An 18,356-nucleotide genomic window follows, 5' to 3' on the forward strand; every position below is an offset into this window, starting at 1 on the left:
GGCCACCACGGTCCACCTCGACCCCGCAAACGCGACCTCCACCGTCCGCGCCGTCCGCGTCCACCGCGCCACGGGAGACCAGGAGGCGGTAGCCGGGCTGCCTGGTCAGGAGTTCTCGGTGGCTGCCCGAGTCCGTGACGCGGCCGTCTACCAGGTAGTGCACGGTGTCGGCCTGGTCCAGCAGGAGGGGGAGGTGCTGGTGACCACCGTGGTGCGGCCGGTCCGTGCGGCGTGCAGCCGGGTTGCGATGGTGGCCTCGGTGTGTGCGCCGACCGCGGAGGTCGGCTCGACGGCCAGGAGCACCTCGGGGTCGGCCAGCAGGGCCCGGGCCAGGCGCAGGCGCTGGCGCTGGCGCTGGCCGCCGGAGAGGTTGCGGCCCTGTGCGGTGACGGGTGAGTCGAGGCCGTGCGGGAGGGCCTGGACGATGTCCTGCGCGACGGCCGTGTGGAGGCACCGGCTGATGGTCTCCTCGTCCTGGGCCCATGGACCGGAGATCACCTCGTGCAGCGTGCCGGCGAACAGGTCGGCCTCGTTGTCCGCGACGAGGATTCGCCGGCGGACCTGTGTCGGGTGGATGTCGTCGAGACGTATCCCGCCCCAGGTCACCGACGATTCGACGAAACGGCCGAGACGGTCGATGACCGTCACCGTCTCCGCGGGGCGGGCGCTGACCAGTGCGGTCAGCCTGCTGGGCTGCACCTCGACGCCGGATGCGGGATCGTACAGCGCGGCCGCGGACCCGGGCCCGTACGAGATCGACTCCCGACGAGGGGAGTCAGGTTCCAGAGCCAGGAAACGTACGACCCCGCGGGCGGCGACCAGGCCGCGGCTGAGGTCGTATCCGCCCTCGATGAACGACGAGACCGGTACCACCAGCACCGCCGCGTAGCCGTAGACCGCGACCAACTCGCCGACCGTGATGGCTCCTTGTGCCGCCATCCGGGCCGCAAGCCAGGTCACGGAGCCAAGGAACAGGGCGGGGAGGCCGGCGCCCAGGGCCTGGATCCAGCTGGTCACCGCGCCGACCCGGTACCCCTTGGCCCGCAGTTCCTGCGAGCCGCGCCGGTAGCGCTCGGCGTACACCTCCTTTCCGCCGATGCCGTTGAGGACGCGTAAGCCCGCGACGATGTCCGTGAAGCGGGCGGCAAGGCTGCCCTGCTGTTCCCGGTAGGCCGCTTCGACGCCCTGCAAGCCTCCCAGCAGCGGGCCGAGGACCACTGCGAGGAGGGGCACCCCGAGCAGGACCACCACGGCGAGCAGCGGTGACACGGTCAGCAGCAGGACGGCCACGACGGCGTAGGCGAGGACCGCGCCGACGCCGGGGCCGGTGGTGGTCAGGGTGTTCGCGATGACCGCGACGTCGCGGAACCCGATCGTGACGACGCCCCCGGCCATGACCCGGCGTGGCAGCGCCCCGCCCAGTCTCGTGGCGTGGCGGACCACCACCCGTACGGAGCGGAAGGCGGCATCCAAGCGCACCTTGGTCATGGTGCGGTGCCGCATGACGGCCAGCCAGGCGTTCAGCACTCCCGCCCCCAGCAGGGCCGCGACCCAGCCGGCGAGCACGGGCCCCTGCCCCCGCTCCAGGCCGTCGTCGATGGCGTGTGACAGCAGATAGGGAGGCAGCGCCAGACAGACCATCCAGGCGCTGCCCAGCAGCGCACCGGCAGCGATCCGAAGGCGCTGGCTGGTGATCAGCCACCACAGGTACCGCGCGGCACTACGGCAGTCAGGGGTCCCCGGTTCTGATTCCGAAGCCGTCATCTGGAGCAGATTAGTGATCGCTGGTCGGCTCGTTCAGGGGACTGGTCTTCGCGCTGATTGTCCTGGAAGGTACGAAAGGCTATGCGATCTTCGGTGGTCGCCGCGTCTGTCACTACCGCGGACGTATCCCTGCCTGATACGACTTCCTCGAACCGGCTTGTCCCCATGGCGGCTTGAGCTGCTGGTCGGCAGCGCCGAGGCCAGGGCGGCAGGGGCGGCGAAGGCAGTTCTCCGCCCGCCCGGGGCTGTGCCGCTGTACTCCAACGCCCTGCGGCGAAGTCCGTCATCATGAGGTGGACGGGCCCCCACAGACAAACAGGTAAGGACCATGATGCGCGTTAAGGTCGACGCTCCCAGCTGTGTTTCCTCGGGCCAGTGCGTGATGCTCGTCCCCGAGGTCTTCGATCAGCGGGACGAGGACGGCACGGTCGAACTCCTCGATGACACTCCGCCCTCCGAACTCCACGACGCGGTACGCGAGTCGGCCATGATGTGCCCTGGGGCAGCGATCCAGGTCGAGGAGTCGTCGTAACCGCCGTACCCGATCGAGTCGTGATCGTCGGTGCCTTGGCCCGTCACCGACGAGTGTGATGGTGCCGACGTGGCGGACCGCCGCCACCTCGGCTCATCTCGGGCTGCCGCAAGGGATGTGACTGGTCAAGGCCCCCCGCAGGGCGCGGCCCGGCGCAGCCGCGGCCCGCGGTTCAGCGGCCGCGTCGCCTCATGTAGAGGTCGAAGGCCCGGTAGACGATCGGCCGCAGCGGCAGGTCCCACTCGCCGACGTACCGCGTCGCCTGACCGCCGGTGCCGACCTTGAACTGGACGAGGCCGACGTGCGGGTCGTCGGCGTCGAGGGTCGGGGTGATGCCCCGCAGGTCGTAGACGTCGCAGCCGGCCGCGAGCGAGTCGCGGATCATCGCCCACTGGCAGGCGTTGGAGGCACGCACCTCGCGCTTCGCGGTGGAGGAGGCGCCGTAGGAGTACACAGCGTGGGCGCCGACGCGGACCATGACCGTGGCGGCGGCCAAGTCGCCCTGGTGGCGGGCCAGGTAGAGCTTGATCCGCTCGGGGTCCTCGGCGCTCAGCGCCGCGAACATGGTCTCGAAGTAGCGCAGCGGCCGGGGTGTGAAGTGGTCGCGCTCGGCGGTGTGGACGTAGAGGTCGTGGAACGCCTTGAGGTCCTCCGGGCCCCCCTTGCTGACCGTGACCTCGACTCCCTCCTTGGCCGACTTCTTGATGTTGCGGCGCCACTGCTGGTTCATGCCCTTGAGCAGTTCGTCCTCGGTCCTGCCTGCCAGCGGAACTTCGTACTTGAACTGCGGGTGGCCGACCCCGAACCCGTCCTCCGGGTTCTGCGGCAGCCAGCCGGCGCGCCGGAGCCCGCCGGCCACGCGGTCACCGATCGGGTCGGTCCAGTGGCCGGTGATGTCGGTGAGCCGTTTGGTGCCCGGGTCGGCGATGCCCTCCTTGACCTGGGCGGCGCTCCAGGTGTGGGTGCGCACCGGCGGGCCGATCCGGATCGCGAACGCGCCGTGGGCCTTGAGGTAGGCCGCCAGCGGATCGAGCCAAGCACTGATGTCGCCGCTCCAGTCGATGACCGGGCCCTCGGGCAGATACGCCAGCGTGAAGCGGTCGAGCTTCGGCACGGGGCGGTGCAGTACGAGCCCGGCACCGACCAGGCGCCGCCCCTCGAACCAGCCGAGGGACTCGCTGCGCCACTCGGTCTTGACGCCGCCCCATGCCGGGGTCTGCAGAAAGCTGACCGACCGCTGGGCCCGTACGAACGCCATGTGCTCGGTGGCGGTGATCGGCATGACCACCGGTTTCACGGCTGTGGATCGCATTGCTTCGCTGGGGGGGTTGAAGGACATGTCATCAGTCAATGTAGTGGGGTGTTGCCGTGGTGTATGCGATTCTCGATATGCGGACGATATGTCACCCTCGGCGGCTCAGGATCCGGTTTTGGCCACCACCGGCCGGTGCCGGAGGGGGCGCATCGCTGCCCAGGGACAGCTCCAGGTGGTGCGGGAGCGCCCGGCGGTACAGTGGCAGGACCGCGGCGCTCGTGATGACGGCGACCATGACGAGAACAGAGAACACCGGCTTGGTGATCAGGCCCTGTGCCAAGCCGATGTTGATGAAGACGATGATCATCAGGCCGCGGGCGTTCATCAGCCCTCCCACCGCGAAGGCCTCGCGCCAGCTGAAGCGGAGTGTCTTCATCGCCAGGGCGCTGCCGAAGTACTTGCCCGCGAATCCCGCCAGGAGCGCGGCGACGCCGAACAGCAGGGTGTGGGCCGAGAGGCTGCGCAGGTCGGTGGTGAGGCCGGACAGGGCGAAGAAGACGGGCAGCAGCAGCGTGGAGACGGTGTCCATCATCCGGCTGTGCAGCGCTTGGCGGAACTGCGGGTCACGGGGCATGGCCAGGCCGGCGATGAAGCCGCCGAAGACCGAGTAGATCCCGATCAGGTCGGTGACGTATCCGCAGACGATCGGGACGATGACGACGACGTACATCGCGCCGGGACTCAGCGTGCCCTGTCGGCCCACGTGCCGTGCCAGCGGCCGCAGCAGTCGGGACACTCCGAGCAGCATCACGACGGTGAACAGGACGCTGTAGCCGATCATGGGCAGGGCGTCGGCGGCCCCGGAGCCGGTGTGCACGGCCGTCAGCATGGCCAGGAAGCACCAGGCCGCCGCGTCGTCGATCGAGGCGGCGACCAGGGAAAGGCGTCCCAGGCGGGTGTTCTGAAGGCCCCGCTCGTACAGCATGCGGGCCAGCATGGGGAGCGCGGTGAGGGACAGGGCACCGCCTACGAAGAGGGCGAACTCCCACCGGCTGACGTCATCGCGCGAGACGTCGTCCCACATCAGCAGGCCGACGAGACCGCCGAGGACGAGGGAGGGCACGAACCCCGAAGCGGCGAGGACCGCCGGGTGGTGCTTGCGATCGGACTCCTGCCGGCTGTGGTCGAGGCCGGCGCCGACGAGGAACATGTAGAGCGTCAGGCCGATGGTGCTCAGGACGTACAGCACCGACCGTGCCTCCGCCGGGAAGACGTCCGCCTGGAGATCGGGTGCCAGCCAGCCGAAGAGGGTCGGGCCCAGCAGGATGCCGGCGATGATTTCGCCGAGCACCCGTGGCTGTCCGAGCATGACCGCGAGCCTGCCGATCACGGCCGCCGCGAGCAAGATGACCGCCAGTGCGGGAAGCACGTCGAGCGCCAGTTCGAGGTTGCTGTCGCGCACGGCCAAGGACATATGGTCCTGCATGGGAATGGGGTCCCTTTGAGTCGGGTGCCTAAGGTGCCTAAGGTGCCAAAGGTGCCAAAGGTGCCAAAGGCTGTCGTCAGTGAGCCCGCTCGCCCGGCCCGGTCGGCACCGCGAGCCGCACGCGCGGGTCGGCCCCGGCGTTGCTCCAGGCCTCGCCGAGGCCGACGTGCGCGGGCCGGTCGGGGGCGGTCAGCCCCTCGGGCCGGTCGGGGGCGGTCAGCCCCTCGGGCCGGTCAAGGGGTGACATGACCCTTCTTGACGTACGTACTGGATGCGGTTCAGGTCCGCCGCGCGGCGAACCGGCCCACCTTGTCGATGACATCGGCGCCGTACAGCCGCAGCGCCTGCTGGAGCGCGAACTCCGCCATGTAGCGGCGGAACTCCTCGGGCGGCTCGTCGGACAGATTCAGCATCCGCCGGTTGGCGAGCACCGCTTCCCCGCCCAGCCGTTCCAAGGCCCGCTCGATCGCGGCGTCCAGGTCGGCGGGTTCGGCGACCTCGTCGACGATCAGGCGGGCGTCCGGCTCGCTCGCCCACAGCCGCCGGCCACCGAGGATCACCTGCCGGGCGGCGCGCGGGCCGAGCGACCGGGTGAGGCGGAAGTTCGCGACACCCGGGATGATGCCTTCCTTGGCCGCGGGCAGGCTGAGGTAGGCGTCGGACGCGGCAAGGACGTGGTCGAAGACGAGCAGCAGCTGGGTGCCGCCGCCGATCGCGAACGCGTCGACGGCGGCCGCCCACGGCTTGTCCGCGTACGGCGGCCGCCACCCGCCGTCGTCCAGGCGGAGCCCGCGAACGATCTTGTTGATGTAGCCGAGTTCGCGGCGGAGCAGGAACCCGACGAGCGGGATGTCGCCCGACGACAGGTACTTGAGATTGATTCCGGCACTGAACACGCGCCTGCCCCGGTAGCGCGGATGGCTCATCTCGCCGCCGCGCACGAACCCGACCTTGACGTCCTCGTCGAGCAGCGCCAGGTCGACCGCGGTCTCCATGTCCTCGACCTGCTGCTCGTCCTCGGCGTTGAGACGGTCGTGGCGGCACATCGTCAGATGGGCCACGCCGTCGCGCCGCTCGAGGCGGACGGCCTCGGTCTCCAGGAGACCGGTCCGCCGGAACTCCGGGAGCAGTGCGAGCGCCCGCGGGGTCGGTCGGAGCATCGCGTCGACCAAGTGCGGGCCCGTGACGGGCGAGCCGAGCACCGCCCGCAGGAAGATGCCCTGGTCGATCTCCCGGCCTTCCTTGTCCGCCTGGACCCGCGACCGCTCGTCCGCGAGCTGTGCCGCGGTCGGGACCAGGCCGGGGAAGGCCTCGGCGGCCTCCGTGACCAGGGCTTCGACGCGCAAGTCGCGGCCGTCGGTGAGGCGGGCGTACACCTCCTGGACGTGCTCGGCCAGGAACCGCTCGCGCAGGCGGCGCACCTCGTCCTGGGCGGCGGCGGCCTCGGCCCGCTGGCCGGGGGTCCGTCGCGTCGGCTCGGGCAGGGCGGCGAGCAGGTCGTCGACCCGCTCGGCCGCCTTGTGCAGCGTCTCCCCTGCGGCGGTGAGGCCGCTCGGAAGGGTGTGCGCGATCGTCATGCGGACGGTCCCGTCCGGCGCAGGGAGCGGTCGCAGGCGGCGAGGTGTCTGCCGAGCGCGTCCTCGAAGGCGGTGGAGCCGGCTTCGAAGATCAGCTGTCGGCGAATCGCCATCTCCGTGCCGTCCACGGCATCGGCCGCCTCGGCCAGGGCGGCGAGCGTCGTCGCCGGGTCCTCGGTCACCTCGTCGACCAGGTTGAGTGCGAGCGCGCGGTCCGCCCCGATCGGGGTCCCGAGCAGCACGGCCCGCCGGATGCCTGCCGCGCCGGCCTGCTGGGTGAGCCGGTGCACGGTCATCCCCGGCCAGGTGGCTCCGCCTGCCCAGGAGGGCAGAAGGCGGGTGCCGGGAGCGGCGATCCGGACGTCGGCGGCGAGGAGGACGTCCAGCGCCGTTCCGGCGCAGTCGCCCGACGCCACCGCGACCGTGAGCCGGCCGAGCCGTTCGAACCGGCGCACCGCCCGTTCCCATTTGGAGACCACTCCGACGGTCAGCTCCGTCGCCCAGTCGGCCGGTGGGACGCCCGTGACGTGGACGGTGACCGGGCCGGGTTCCCGATGGTCGTCGGCGCGGTCGCAGAGATCGACCATCTCCTCGATGGACTCGGCCGACAGGGGCCGCGTGCCGTCCAGGCGCAGCGTCATTTCGCCATCCGTTCCGCCGCGCGTCACCACTGGATCAGCGCCGTCTCGATCGAGGATCCGGGCCCCATGGTCATCAGCACGCCGTAGTCGCCTGGCCGGGCGACGTCCTCTTCGGCCAGTCGCTCGTAGGAGAAGATGAAGGAGCCGCTGGAGAGGTTGCCGTAGTCGCGGAGCACGCCGGTGGTGTGCCGAGCGTCGTGCCGGCTCAGGCCGAGGTTGACCACGACGGCGTCGATCACCTTCTTGCCGCCGGAGTGCACCAGCCACTGGCTGATGTCGCTGCGGCGCAGCCCCGTTCCGGACAGCAGGCGGTCGACGACGATCTCGGCGTGTGCGCCGACCACGTAGGGGATCTGCGGGTCGAGGAAGAAGCTGAACCGGTCCAGTTGCCGGTCCCATTCGTAGCGCATCGCGTCGATCGCGTCGGTGATGATGTAGCTCGCGAACTTCAGCACGCGCGGGCCGGGCGCCCTGCCGTCACCGGAGGTGACGGCGAGGGCGGCGGCTCCTTCGCCGAACAGACTGTTGACCACCGCGGTCCGCATCGTGCCGTCCAGGGCATAGGCGGCGGAGCACGCCTCGGTGCACAGGACGACACCGAGTTCGCCCGGGTGCGCCGCGGACCAGCCGGCGACCACGTTGAGCGCGTTGAGACCCGCGTTGCATCCCATGCCCACGATGTCCGAACGGCTGCAATGCGGATCTATCCCGAGTTCACGGATGATCAGCGCGCTCAGGCCGGGAGTCAGGAAGCCGGTCGAGGTGACGCAGCACAGGTGGCGCAGGTCCTCAAGACTCGACCCCGCCGACTTCAGGCAGGCCTCGAGCGCACGGCACCCCATGTCGACGGCGATCTTCTTGTGTTTGTCCAGCAGATCGCCCTGGGGTTCGGGTACGCGCACTCCGCCGGGGCCCTCCGGCGGAAGCGTGAGAAAGCGCCGGTCGATCGCGCTGTTGAGGAAGACCGAGCGGATCTTGGGGTCCTCGATGTCGAGGATGTCGAGCAGCTCTGATTGCGAGTACGAGGTGTCGGACACCGCGGTCCCGACCCCTGCGAACCTGGTGATCTCGGTGAGTCCGGTGAGAACGGAAAGATCCGCCGCCGGAGCGATACTGGTAGTCATCGATACATCCAGCCCCATGTCCTGAGCTTGCTACGGCGTACTGGCTTTATCTGTGACGCGGTCATCAATCTCTCCTTTCGCAGATTGGGATGGGCACGGTGAAGGCGGCTCGGCCGCCTCGTGTGGGCGAGGGCGGGCATTCCCGAGGTATTAAGTGCCGGATGCCGGCGCCTCGCGCGGAGCATCAGCCGTACCGGGGCCTTCTCGTGCTCAGCCGGCCGGCCGCGTCCACCGACGCGCAGCCCGCCAGGCCCATCGCGTCCCGGAGTTCGGCGGCGAGCAGGTCGAGCACCTGTCGTACGCCGTCCTGACCGGCCGTGGCCAGGCCCCACATGGCGGGGCGTCCGACGAGTACGGCCGAGGCTCCGAGGGCGATGGCCTTGAGGATGTCTCCGCCACTGCGGATGCCCCCGTCCATCAGCACCTGGCAGCCGCCGCCGATCGCGGCGGCGATCTCGCCAAGTACCTCGGTTCCGGGCACGGCACCGTCCAGCTGACGGCCTCCGTGATTGGACACCACGATGCCGCTGACACCCGCCTCGACGGCACGGCGGGCGTCCTCGACAGCGAGGATCCCCTTCAGCACCACCGGCAGGTTCGTGCGCGCGCACACCGCCGCCACAGCGTCCCAGTTGGCCGGGGCGAACTCGCGCGCGGTGTGGTCGGCCACGGCCGACACCCCTAGGGTTCGGCGGTGCGCGGCCGCCGAGGACGTGAAGTTGGCAGCCGTCACCCACTCCGGCAGCGCGAAGCCGTTGCGCATGTCGCGCAACCGCCGCCCCATCCACGGTACGTCGACGGTGAAGACGATCGCCTCACAGCCCGCGTCCTCCGCCCTGCGCACCAGGTCCAGAGACCGTTTCTGGTCCCGCAGCCAGTACAGCTGGAACCACGGCCGGCCACCGACGGCAGCGATCTCCTCCAGCGGAAAGCTGCTCATGGTGCAGATGACGTACGGCACGCCGGCGTCCCGGGCCGCGCGCGCCGCCGCGAGTTCACCGCCGGGGTGGAACAGCCGCTGGTACGCGATCGGTGCGACGCCCAGCGGCAGTGCGGCACGCTTGCCGAGGACATCGGCCCCGGTGCCGCTCTCGGTCAGGTCACGCAGCACCCGGGGCACCACGAAGGTTTGCTCGAGTGCGGTGCGGTTGGCCGCCAGAGAGGCCTCGGTGCCGCTGCCCCCGGCGAGGAAGTCCCAGATCTGGCCGGGGAGGGCGTCCCGGGCGGCACGTTCGAAATCGGCGAGGCGCACGTACGTCATCGGCGGATGGCACCAGGCTCGCTCTGGCCGGTCCGTCCCAGTTCCACGGCTTCGTACAGGGCCTTGATGTTGGCGCTGCCGAACGTCTCCGCTCCCTGCCTCTCGATGATCTCGAAGAAGAGCGTCCGCCGTGGATGAGTGGAAGCGGTGAAGATCTGGAACATCTGGCCGCCGTGGTCCTCGTCGGCGAGCACGTTCGTCGCCCGCAGATCGTCCAGTTTGTGCGTCTCCAGGGCGATCCGCTCGCCGAGCAGGTCGTAGTAGGCCGCCGGTGTCTTCAGGAACTCCACCCCGCGCCGGGACAGCGCCTGGACCGAGCGGACCGCGTCGTCGCTGGTGAACGCGATGTGCTGGACACCAGCGCCGTGGTGGTCCTTGAGGAAGTCGTCGATCTGGCCCGGGTCGGCGCTCTCGTCGGGCTCGATCATCGTGAGGGTGACCGCTCCCGACGCGCTCTGCACGACGATGGAGTTCATCGCCTGGTCACCGACCACGATGTGCTCCTCGAAGATCTGCCGGAACCCCAGTGCCCGCTCGTAGAACTCCACCGTGGGTCCGAGGTCGCCCCCGCTCAGGCAGACCGCGAAGTGATCGATCCCGAGCAGGTCCGCGTCTCCCCCGCGAGCGCCGTCCGCCTGCGGCGAGGCGGTGGTTTCGTCCCTCTGGACCAGGGTGTGCACCAGGTCGCCGAAGCCGACGACGGCGGCCGTGACGGCCGGTCCGCCCGGCTCCGCCTCGTCGAGCCGCGCCGGCTCCCGGACCGCTACGGCCCCGGCCCGCACGGCGGCGTCGAAAGCGGCGGCCGCGTCCGGAGTACGCAGCGCGATATCGGCCACACCGTCGCCGTGCGCCTGGAGGTAGATCGTCGCCGGATGCCGGTCCGACGTCGGCTCGGTGAGGACAAGCTTTATCGCCCCCTGGCACAGCGTGACGCTCCGGTGATCCGCGGAGCGGCTTGTACCGGTGACGGCGAAATCATACTTGTCCACCCAGCCGAAAGCGGCCTCCTCGAGATTACCGACATACAGCTCCACGTAGTCGATCTCGAAATTCTGCACAGCGCTCAAGACTTCCTCCATGAAATGGAATGGATAGCTGCCCATTCACAGCATGACTGCGAGTCACATTCGCATCAACGGTGTCAATTTGACGTCTGCCGGGCACAGACGTCATGGATACCGGTTGGACAAGTCCCGGTTATCCCCCGGAAAAACCCGCCACACCCGCACCGGCTCCCGGGTCAACGCCCCGTGAACCGCACCGGGAGTTCCCGGTATCCCTGCACGGCGATCGCGCGCAACCAGGTGGGCTCGCGCACCAGTTCCACCCGTGACACCCGCTGGGCCAGCACGCGCAGCACGACCGACAGCTCGATCCGGGCGAGTGCGGAACCGAGGCAGTGGTGCACCCCGTGGCCGAAGGTGATGTGCCGATTGGGCTTTCGCCCGGGGCGGAACGCGTCCGGGTCGTCGAACACGGCGGGATCCCTGTTCGCGGCGGGCAGCCACGCGACCACCGGCGTGCCGGGCGGCAGGTGACGGCCGTTGACCGTGACCTCGTCGGTCGTCACCCGGAGCACGTGCATCGCCGGCGAGGTCCAGCGCAGCACCTCCTCCACGACGGTGTCGACGTCCGCGCTCCCGTCGCGCAGGTCACTCAGCAGGCCGGGCACCGTGGCGAGCGCGTGCACCGCACCGGTGATCGCGTGCCGGGTGGTCTCGTTGCCCCCGATCAGTACGTTGTCGCAGTTGAGCAGTACGTCGTCGAGGGTGAGGCCGTCGTCGGCCACCAGCGTGCTGACGAGGTCGGCGCCGGGGCGCTCGCGACGCCCGGCGATCAACTCGTGGAAGTAGACGAGGATCTCGGTGTGTGCCTGACGCGGCGTCATCCCGTCGAACCATTCGTCCGCGCCACCGAACGCGTGATTGGTCAGGTCGATGAGCAGGTCCTGGTCCTCGGCCGGTACGCCGAGGATGTCGCACACGACCGCGGCCGGGACGCGTGAGCCGATCGCCGGGGCCACGTCGCACACCCCGCCGTCGAGCGCCTGGTCGAGCACGCCGTCCACCTCGGTCCGCACGCGCTCCGCAAGGGCCTGCGCGGCCGCCCTGGAGAGCAGCGGTCCGACCAGCTTGCGCAGCCTGCGGTGCTGCTGCCGTTCGGAGACCACCATCATCCGGCCGCCCGAGGTGTCCGGATGCTCGCGGTCGAAGCCGATCATCATTCCGTACTCGGAGGTGAACGGCGCGGTGGGCGCGAGGACCGCGGCACACGCCCGGTGCGAGAACACGGACCAGAACCCGTTGGGCGAACTGCCCGGTTCGCTCCACACCATCGCGTCGTCCGCCGCGAGCGCGCGCCAGCGGGTGTGCCGGTCGAGCGTCGTGTACAGATCGGGGTCGCCGAGATCGACCTCTTCGACGGTTTTCGTCATCCGCATGGAGGGTCTCCAGGTCACGTCGGTGTGCCGTCGAGCACCTTGGCGAGTTGTGCCACGGTCGGCGCGTTGAAGAAGGCCTGCACCCGCAGCCGCACGTTCAAGGTCTCGCGGATGCGGGCCACCAGCCGGGTCGCGAGCAGCGAGTGGCCGCCGACCTCGAAGAAGCTGTCCTCGACGCCGACGCTGCTGACGCCGAGCACTTCGGCGAACAACGTGGCCAGGAGGGCCTCGGTGGGCGTGTTCGGCGCTCGCCCCGCGCTCGCGCGTGGGGCGCTGCCGGGCTCGGGCAGGGCGGCTCGGTCGACCTTGCCGTTCGGCGACGTCGGCAGCCGCGGCAGGTCGACGACCACGTCGGGTACCAGGTAGGAGGGCAACCGCCGGCGCAGCCGCGCCAGGAGGTGCTCGACGGCCACCGGGGCGCCCGCCGTGCCGACGACATACGCGACCAGCCTGTTCTCGTGCTCGGTCACCACCGCCTGGGCCACCCCGTCCACGTCGAACAGGGCGGCCTCGACCTCGCCCGGCTCGATCCGGTGGCCACGGACCTTCAGCTGGTCGTCGGCGCGGCCGACGAAGACGAGCTGGCCGTCCGACCGTGCCCGCACCCGGTCTCCGGTGCGGTACATGCGGTCGCCCGGACCGCCGAACGGGTCCGGCAGGAACCGCTGCGCGGTCGCCGCCGGCCGGTGCAGATATCCGCGGGCGAGGCCGGGGCCGGTCATGTACAGCTCGCCCACGTCCCCGTCCGGGACGGCCCTCATCCGGTCGTCCAGAACGTACGTACGGACGCCGGTGATCGGCCTGCCGATCGGCGGGGTTCCCTCGCCGGTCAGCGGCTCGCTCGCGGTCACCGCGACGGTGGCCTCGGTCGGACCGTACGCGTTGATCATCACGCGGTCGGTGGCCCAGCGCTTCGCGACCGGTGCCGGGCACGCCTCCCCCGCGACCAGGAGGGTAAGGCCCGCGGGTAAGCCGCCGGCTTCCTCCAGCGGTGCAAGCGCGGTCGGCGGCAAGGTGATGTGGGTGATGCGTTGGTCACGCACGAGCCGGGCGAGCGGCTCGCCCGGGACCAGGTCCTCGGCGGGAGCAAGGACCAGACAGCCGCCGGCCAGCCAGATCGGCCAGAACTCGGCGACGGATGCGTCGAAGCTGGGGGATGCGAACGCCAGCAACCTGCTGTCCGGGTTCTGCTGCTGGCGGCGCACGTAATCGGCGGCCAGGTTCGGGATCCCGCGGTGCGTGACCAGCACGCCTTTCGGTCGTCCGGTCGAGCCCGAGGTGTAGATGACGTACGCGGGGTGGTCGGGAAGCAAGGGGCTGAGCCGGTCGTGGTCGTCCAGGTTCGGCTCGGACCGGGACGGCTCCCGCTCCACGCGCAGGACCGCGGGAGCGCCGGCCACGTCCTGCCCCGGCAGGGACAACACGCAGTGCGCTGACGCGTCGTCCAGCATCTGCCGCCTGCGTTCCTCCGGATAGTCGGGGTTGACGGGCACGTACGCGGCACCGGCCTTGAGCACGGCCAGGACCGCGATGACGAACTCGATCGACCGTGGCATCACCGTGGCCACCAGCTGTTCGGGGCCGACGCCGTGCTCGACGAGCCGACGCGCGAACCGGTTGGCCTCCCCGTTCAGCTCGGCGTAGGTCAGTGTGGTGTCACCCATCGCCGCCGCCGGCCGGTCCGGCATCGCCGCGGCGGTCGCCTCGAACAGCGCGGGCGCCGTGGACGGCAGCAGGTTCACGTCGGTCATGCTCGCCTCTCCGCGGCTCCGCGGGCATCCGCGACCGTGTCGGCGGGGTGCCCGGCACGACCCGGGTGACGGGCTGACTCATGGGGTGTCATGCGGTCTTCTCCAATCGCGCGCGGGACTCGGTGCGCAGGAGCCGGATCAGCTCGCGGTTCACCGCTTCCGGGTTCTCCAGGTAGCCGAAGTGCCCGCACCCGGGAATCGTGCGGTGTGTCGCGCCGGGAATCGCGGCGGCCAGCTCTCGTCCGGCCGCCGGCGGTGCTACGAGGTCGTACTCGAACGAGACGACGTGGCAGGGCACTTCGATCCCGCGGTAGGCCTGGAGGCGGTCGGGCAACGCGCTCAGCAGCAGCTGCGCGCGGACTCCCGGCCCTTCCATGCCTGACGCCTCGAGCAGGTCGAGCCAGTCGGCGGTGAGGTCGTCGTCGGTGAGGGTCGCGGGCCCCAGGTTGAGGAGGGCGCGAACGGCGGCGAGGTACCCCCGCGGCAGCTCGGTCGCTCGTTCGATCAGCTCCGCCTCGGCCTCCGCGAGCACCCGCTGGACGAGACTGCTCCTGCCGCAGGCCGCCATCAGCACGACCGTGTCCAGCAGTTCGGGGCGGGCGAGCGCCAGCTCCTGGGCGATGTAGGAGCCCATCGAGGTGCCGACCACGCGGCACGGCGCCGCGCCGAGGTGCTCGATAAGGGCGGCCGTGTCCGCGACGAGGTCGTCGATGGTGAACCCGTCCGCGCCGGTGTCGCTGGGCGGAATCCCGCGGTTGTCCATGGTGATCACGCGGAACCCGGCGGCGCGGAACGCGGGCACCTGGTGCAGGTCCCACACCGAACTCGGCGCCCCGGTGCCGGTCAGGAACAGCACGGGCGAAGTGTCGCCGTGGTCGTGGTAGGACAGCCGGATCCCGTTCTCCGTTGTCATCAACATGCCGGTCCTCCCCCGCTCGCCGCACGTCCACTGCGCGGCGGAGTTCTCGTTTTACGCAACGGTTGTGTGCTCCCCAGGTGCTGTGGCATGCGTGTGACCGTACCTTCGGATATCGAGCATCTGGAAGAGCGGACATAGACGTCCACGATTACCGACACGCTCGGCGCATATCAGCGAGAATCGCCATCAATTCGCGTCCACGGCCGCTGCTTGACATCTCGACCGGGGATGGAAAACCCTAGCATTCATGGATTCATACGGTCTTTCCTCGCACTTGAGCATGGAAACTCTGCACAGCTCGCTCGCCGATCCCGCTATCTCGTCGATGAACCTGCTCAATGAGCTGATCGGCGAATATCCCACGGCCATTTCCATGGCGGCGGGCCGCCCGTACGAAGAGTTTTTCGACGTCCGCCTCATCCACGAGTACATCGACGCCTACTGCGACCACCTTCGCAGCGACCGGGAGCTGGACGAGGCGGAGGTCACCCGCACGCTCTTCCAGTACGGCACCACGAAGGGCGTCATCACCGATCTCATCGCCCGCCACCTCGCCAAGGACGAGGGCATCGAGGCCGATCCCGAGTCCGTGGTCGTCACCGTGGGCGCGCAGGAGGCCATGTTCCTGCTCTTCCGCACGCTACGGGCCGACGAGCGGGACGTGCTGCTCGCCCCCGCCCCCACCTACGTCGGCCTGACCGGGGCGGCGCTGCTGACCGACACCCCGGTCCGGCCGGTCCGGTCCACCGAGAACGGCATCGACCCGCAGGACCTCGTCCGCCAGCTGAAGCTGGCCGAAGAGCAGGGCAAGCGAGTCCGGGCCTGCTATGTGACGCCCGACTTCGCCAATCCCACCGGCACCAGCATGGACGTGGCCGCCCGCCGCCGGCTCCTTGAGGTCGCCGAGGCGAGCGGCATCCTGCTCCTGGAGGACAACGCGTACGGGGTCTACGGCTCCGAGCGCCTGCCCACGCTGAAGGCGCTCGACCGGTCGGGGGCCGTGGTCTACATCGGCTCCTTCGCCAAGACCGGCATGCCCGGCGCCCGGGTCGGCTACGTCGTGGCGGACCAGCACGTGGCCGGGGGCGGTCTGTTCGCCGATCAGCTCTCGAAGCTCAAGGGCATGCTCACGGTGAACACCTCGCCCATCGCGCAAGCGGTGATCGCCGGGAAGCTCCTGCTCAACGACTTCAGTCTGCTCAAGGCCAACGCCAGGGAAATCGCCATCTACCACCGCAACCTCCAGCACACGCTGGGCCAGCTCACCCGCAGGCTCGGCGGCTGCCCGGGGGTCAGCTGGAACTCGCCGAAGGGCGGGTTCTTCATCACCGTCACCGTGCCCTTCGTCGTCGACGACGAGCTGCTGAAGCACGCCGCCGGCGACTACGGCGTCCTGTTCACCCCGATGCATCACTTCTACGGTGGCAAGGGCGGGTTCAACCAACTCCGGCTCTCGATCAGCCTGCTGACGCCGGAACTGATCGAGGAGGCCGTCTCCCGGCTCGCCGCGCTGATCACCGCGCGGCTGCCCTGAGCCGGGCTCAGCGGGTCATGCGGAATCGCTCCGCAGTGACGCCTCCAGCAGCAGCGCGCCAGGGCCGCCACGCTCCTCGTCGGACCTGAACGCAGTCGGCGCCACCACGTCGAATCCGGCCTCTTCGAGTTCCTGTACCACCTGATCCGCGTCGAGGAGCCGCAAGCGGCTCGTGCAGATGACGAAGGGGTCCAGCGTGTCATCGGCAGGGTAGATCGTGATGTCCTGGATCTTCTCTGCCGGTGACCGCCGCGCGTGCAGCACATACCGTCGGCCGCTTCGGCCCGACAGCTCCTGCTGGCGCTCCTGGGACTTCCACATGCCGTTGTCGGCCATGCTGACCAGGAATTTCCCTCCGGGCTCCAGGTGCGCGCGAACCGACGCGTACAAGCCGGGCCTGTGGGTGTCGTCCAGGAGGCTGATCGAGCCGTAGCTGATGACCACGGCACCGAAGCGCTTGCCCAGCGTGAAGGCGCCCATGTCTCCCTGCACCACAGTGCACCGGTCCCGAAGGTCCGCCGGCGCGGCCGCCAGCTCCTTCCGGAGGGTGTCGATCATCGTGGTCGACAGCTCCAGTGCGGTGACCTCGAAGCCGAGCTTCAGGAAAGGGAACGTCAGCCGACCCGTTCCGGCAGCGAGTTCAAGGACCGACCCGGACGCAGGAGGAATGTGGGCGGCCATCTCCTTTACTTCCGAAACGCCGTCCGCTTCCAGCATCAGGTCGACCCCGAGGTCCTCGTCGTAGAAACTGCGCAGCACGCCTCGCTCCCCCACAGAGGCCAGCAAAGCGTCCGCGCGCGCGGTCCGGACCGGTCCATGCTCCAGCTGATTACTCATACGGCCGACCTCCTGGTAGGCATCCATCTCAGGGACGAGTGGGTTGTTGACGACGTCGCGGTCACCGCGGCCGGGCAGCCCGGTGCGGCAGTGGAACCGTCACTTCGTGCAGTTCAGCGGTCGATCATTTCTCGGACGAGGCGACGCGAATGCGGCTGCTGTGCCAGCTGGTCGAAGTCGGCCAGCCGGTCCGCCGGCGTCCACGCGCGCAGCATGTCCAGATACTGCTTCTCCACCACAGGTGCCGCGTAGTGCGTGTCGGCGTAGCGGGCAAGTTCTGGGGCACGCTCGCGCGCGGTGTCGGCGAGGGCTCGGAATTCCTCGCGCGAGAGACTCTCGAAGTCAGGCACGAGGACAAGGCCAGGGAAGATGTCGTTGGTCGCGCACTCGGCTCGTCGAGCCAGCGTCGGCACGCCGAGCCCGACGGCTTCCGAGAGCATGCGCCCCCACGAGTCGCTGACCGAGTTCACCAGCATGACGTCGACTGCCCGGTAGAAGGAGCACATCCACTCCCACTGGCGATACGCGCCCATGTGCACATGAATACGGTGGGACGAGTCCACGCCTGCCGCCTGTTCCCAGCGGCGGCGGACGGATTCCTCCGTCACACCGGGCTCGTCCGGTATGACACAACACAGGAGATGGGTTTTCGGATCCTGGATGTTGCGGAGGAACCACACAGCGATCTCGTCGATGCCCTTGGCCGGGTGCAGCATTCCTCCGGCACCCAGCAGCGTGTCGCCTGCGTCAAGGTTCAAGCTCGCCCGCAGGGCTTCGGGCGAGGCACCTTCGACAGGTACTTTCTGGGCTATCGGGACGATGCCGAAATCCAGCTCGCGAAGCATGGGAATGTCCTGGTGAAGCAGCTTCCGATTCCGTTGCGTGAACGTGTACGGATGCACCAGGTGTCCGAGGTTCAGCAGCTCCTTGGTATACGTTGCCGGGTGCGCGTCGGGGGACATCGGGATCCGGTCGAACGGGGTGCTGTCCCCCCAGTGCTCCAGCTTCCACAGGATCAGCTGCCCGGGCGGCAGGTGCCGCAGCACCGACAGGTGGCGCTGGAAGAGGTTCGAGATCCTCAGCCAGAGCGGGCCTTGCTGGGCAATACCTTCCGCGATTTCTTCGTCAGGCCGGAGGTCCCGCCCGAGCTGATCGAACTCAAGGGCCAGAATCTTCCAATTGCCCATCGTGAACCCACTCTCTCACGTAACGACGAATACCGATCGGATCAGCTC

General features: G+C 69.4%; 15 protein-coding genes and 1 pseudogene. 2 read left to right on the forward strand and 14 right to left on the reverse strand.

What is annotated here, in order from left to right:
* Positions 1 to 37: 37 nt before the first annotated feature.
* A pseudogene (locus AC07GB_RS21790) lies at positions 38 to 1,764 on the reverse strand (ABC transporter transmembrane domain-containing protein); the annotation flags it as partial.
* Positions 1,765 to 2,095: 331 nt separating this feature from the next.
* On the opposite strand from AC07GB_RS21790, the gene AC07GB_RS21795 reads away from it, so the two are divergent.
* Positions 2,096 to 2,296 (forward strand): ferredoxin, encoded by a 201-nt coding sequence (locus AC07GB_RS21795; protein WP_478847945.1) that lies wholly within the window; start codon positions 2,096 to 2,098, stop codon positions 2,294 to 2,296.
* A 172-nt stretch (positions 2,297 to 2,468) separates the two neighbouring features.
* Here AC07GB_RS21795 and AC07GB_RS21800 read toward each other — a convergent pair whose 3' ends face one another.
* The 11 genes from AC07GB_RS21800 to AC07GB_RS21850 all read right to left on the reverse strand — a co-directional run bounded on the left by AC07GB_RS21800 (position 2,469) and on the right by AC07GB_RS21850 (position 14,750).
* Entirely contained in the window at positions 2,469 to 3,608 is a 1,140-nt protein-coding gene (locus AC07GB_RS21800; protein ID WP_478847829.1) for a lipid II:glycine glycyltransferase FemX, read from the reverse strand.
* A gap of 91 nt (positions 3,609 to 3,699) precedes the next feature.
* Complete coding sequence (locus tag AC07GB_RS21805) at positions 3,700 to 5,037, reverse strand: cation:proton antiporter (protein WP_478847831.1); 1,338 nt, start codon at positions 5,035 to 5,037, stop codon at positions 3,700 to 3,702.
* A gap of 76 nt (positions 5,038 to 5,113) precedes the next feature.
* Positions 5,114 to 5,284: a hypothetical protein gene (locus tag AC07GB_RS21810; protein WP_478847833.1), complete on the reverse strand. Its 171-nt coding sequence runs from the start codon at positions 5,282 to 5,284 to the stop codon at positions 5,114 to 5,116.
* Positions 5,285 to 5,315: 31 nt separating this feature from the next.
* Positions 5,316 to 6,614 carry a (3,5-dihydroxyphenyl)acetyl-CoA 1,2-dioxygenase DpgC gene (gene dpgC / locus AC07GB_RS21815; RefSeq protein WP_478847835.1) on the reverse strand — a complete coding sequence of 433 codons (1,299 nt, stop codon included), beginning with the start codon at positions 6,612 to 6,614 and terminating at the stop codon, positions 5,316 to 5,318.
* Entirely contained in the window at positions 6,611 to 7,255 is a 645-nt protein-coding gene (gene dpgB, locus AC07GB_RS21820; protein WP_478847837.1) for an enoyl-CoA-hydratase DpgB, read from the reverse strand. The genes dpgC and dpgB overlap by 4 nt, the downstream gene beginning before the upstream one ends.
* Positions 7,256 to 7,278: 23 nt before the next feature.
* Positions 7,279 to 8,379 (reverse strand): 3,5-dihydroxyphenylacetyl-CoA synthase DpgA, encoded by a 1,101-nt coding sequence (gene dpgA, locus AC07GB_RS21825; protein WP_304459956.1) that lies wholly within the window; start codon positions 8,377 to 8,379, stop codon positions 7,279 to 7,281.
* Between the two features lie 184 nt (positions 8,380 to 8,563).
* Positions 8,564 to 9,640 (reverse strand): alpha-hydroxy acid oxidase, encoded by a 1,077-nt coding sequence (locus AC07GB_RS21830; protein ID WP_478847839.1) that lies wholly within the window; start codon positions 9,638 to 9,640, stop codon positions 8,564 to 8,566.
* Entirely contained in the window at positions 9,637 to 10,707 is a 1,071-nt protein-coding gene (gene hppD / locus AC07GB_RS21835) for a 4-hydroxyphenylpyruvate dioxygenase (RefSeq protein WP_478847841.1), read from the reverse strand. The genes AC07GB_RS21830 and hppD overlap by 4 nt, the downstream gene beginning before the upstream one ends.
* Before the next feature lie 173 nt (positions 10,708 to 10,880).
* On the reverse strand, positions 10,881 to 12,080 hold the full coding sequence (locus AC07GB_RS21840) for a cytochrome P450 (protein ID WP_478847842.1): 1,200 nt from the start codon (positions 12,078 to 12,080) through the stop codon (positions 10,881 to 10,883).
* Between the two features lie 14 nt (positions 12,081 to 12,094).
* Positions 12,095 to 13,831 (reverse strand): amino acid adenylation domain-containing protein, encoded by a 1,737-nt coding sequence (locus tag AC07GB_RS21845; RefSeq protein WP_478847843.1) that lies wholly within the window; start codon positions 13,829 to 13,831, stop codon positions 12,095 to 12,097.
* 88 nt (positions 13,832 to 13,919) lie between these two features.
* The gene (locus AC07GB_RS21850; RefSeq protein WP_478847844.1) at positions 13,920 to 14,750 is read right to left on the reverse strand and encodes an alpha/beta fold hydrolase; all 831 of its coding nucleotides are present in this window, start codon (positions 14,748 to 14,750) and stop codon (positions 13,920 to 13,922) included.
* A 280-nt stretch (positions 14,751 to 15,030) separates the two neighbouring features.
* On the opposite strand from AC07GB_RS21850, the gene AC07GB_RS21855 reads away from it, so the two are divergent.
* Entirely contained in the window at positions 15,031 to 16,284 is a 1,254-nt protein-coding gene (locus tag AC07GB_RS21855) for an aminotransferase-like domain-containing protein (protein WP_478847947.1), read from the forward strand.
* A 15-nt stretch (positions 16,285 to 16,299) separates the two neighbouring features.
* Here AC07GB_RS21855 and mpaM read toward each other — a convergent pair whose 3' ends face one another.
* Positions 16,300 to 17,121 carry a daptide-type RiPP biosynthesis methyltransferase gene (gene mpaM / locus AC07GB_RS21860; protein ID WP_478847846.1) on the reverse strand — a complete coding sequence of 274 codons (822 nt, stop codon included), beginning with the start codon at positions 17,119 to 17,121 and terminating at the stop codon, positions 16,300 to 16,302.
* A 113-nt stretch (positions 17,122 to 17,234) separates the two neighbouring features.
* Positions 17,235 to 18,308 (reverse strand): glycosyltransferase family protein, encoded by a 1,074-nt coding sequence (locus AC07GB_RS21865; protein ID WP_478847848.1) that lies wholly within the window; start codon positions 18,306 to 18,308, stop codon positions 17,235 to 17,237.
* Between the last annotated feature and the right edge of the window lie 48 nt (positions 18,309 to 18,356).

The sequence above is a fragment of the Streptomyces sp. NPDC045778 genome, assembly GCF_056431945.1.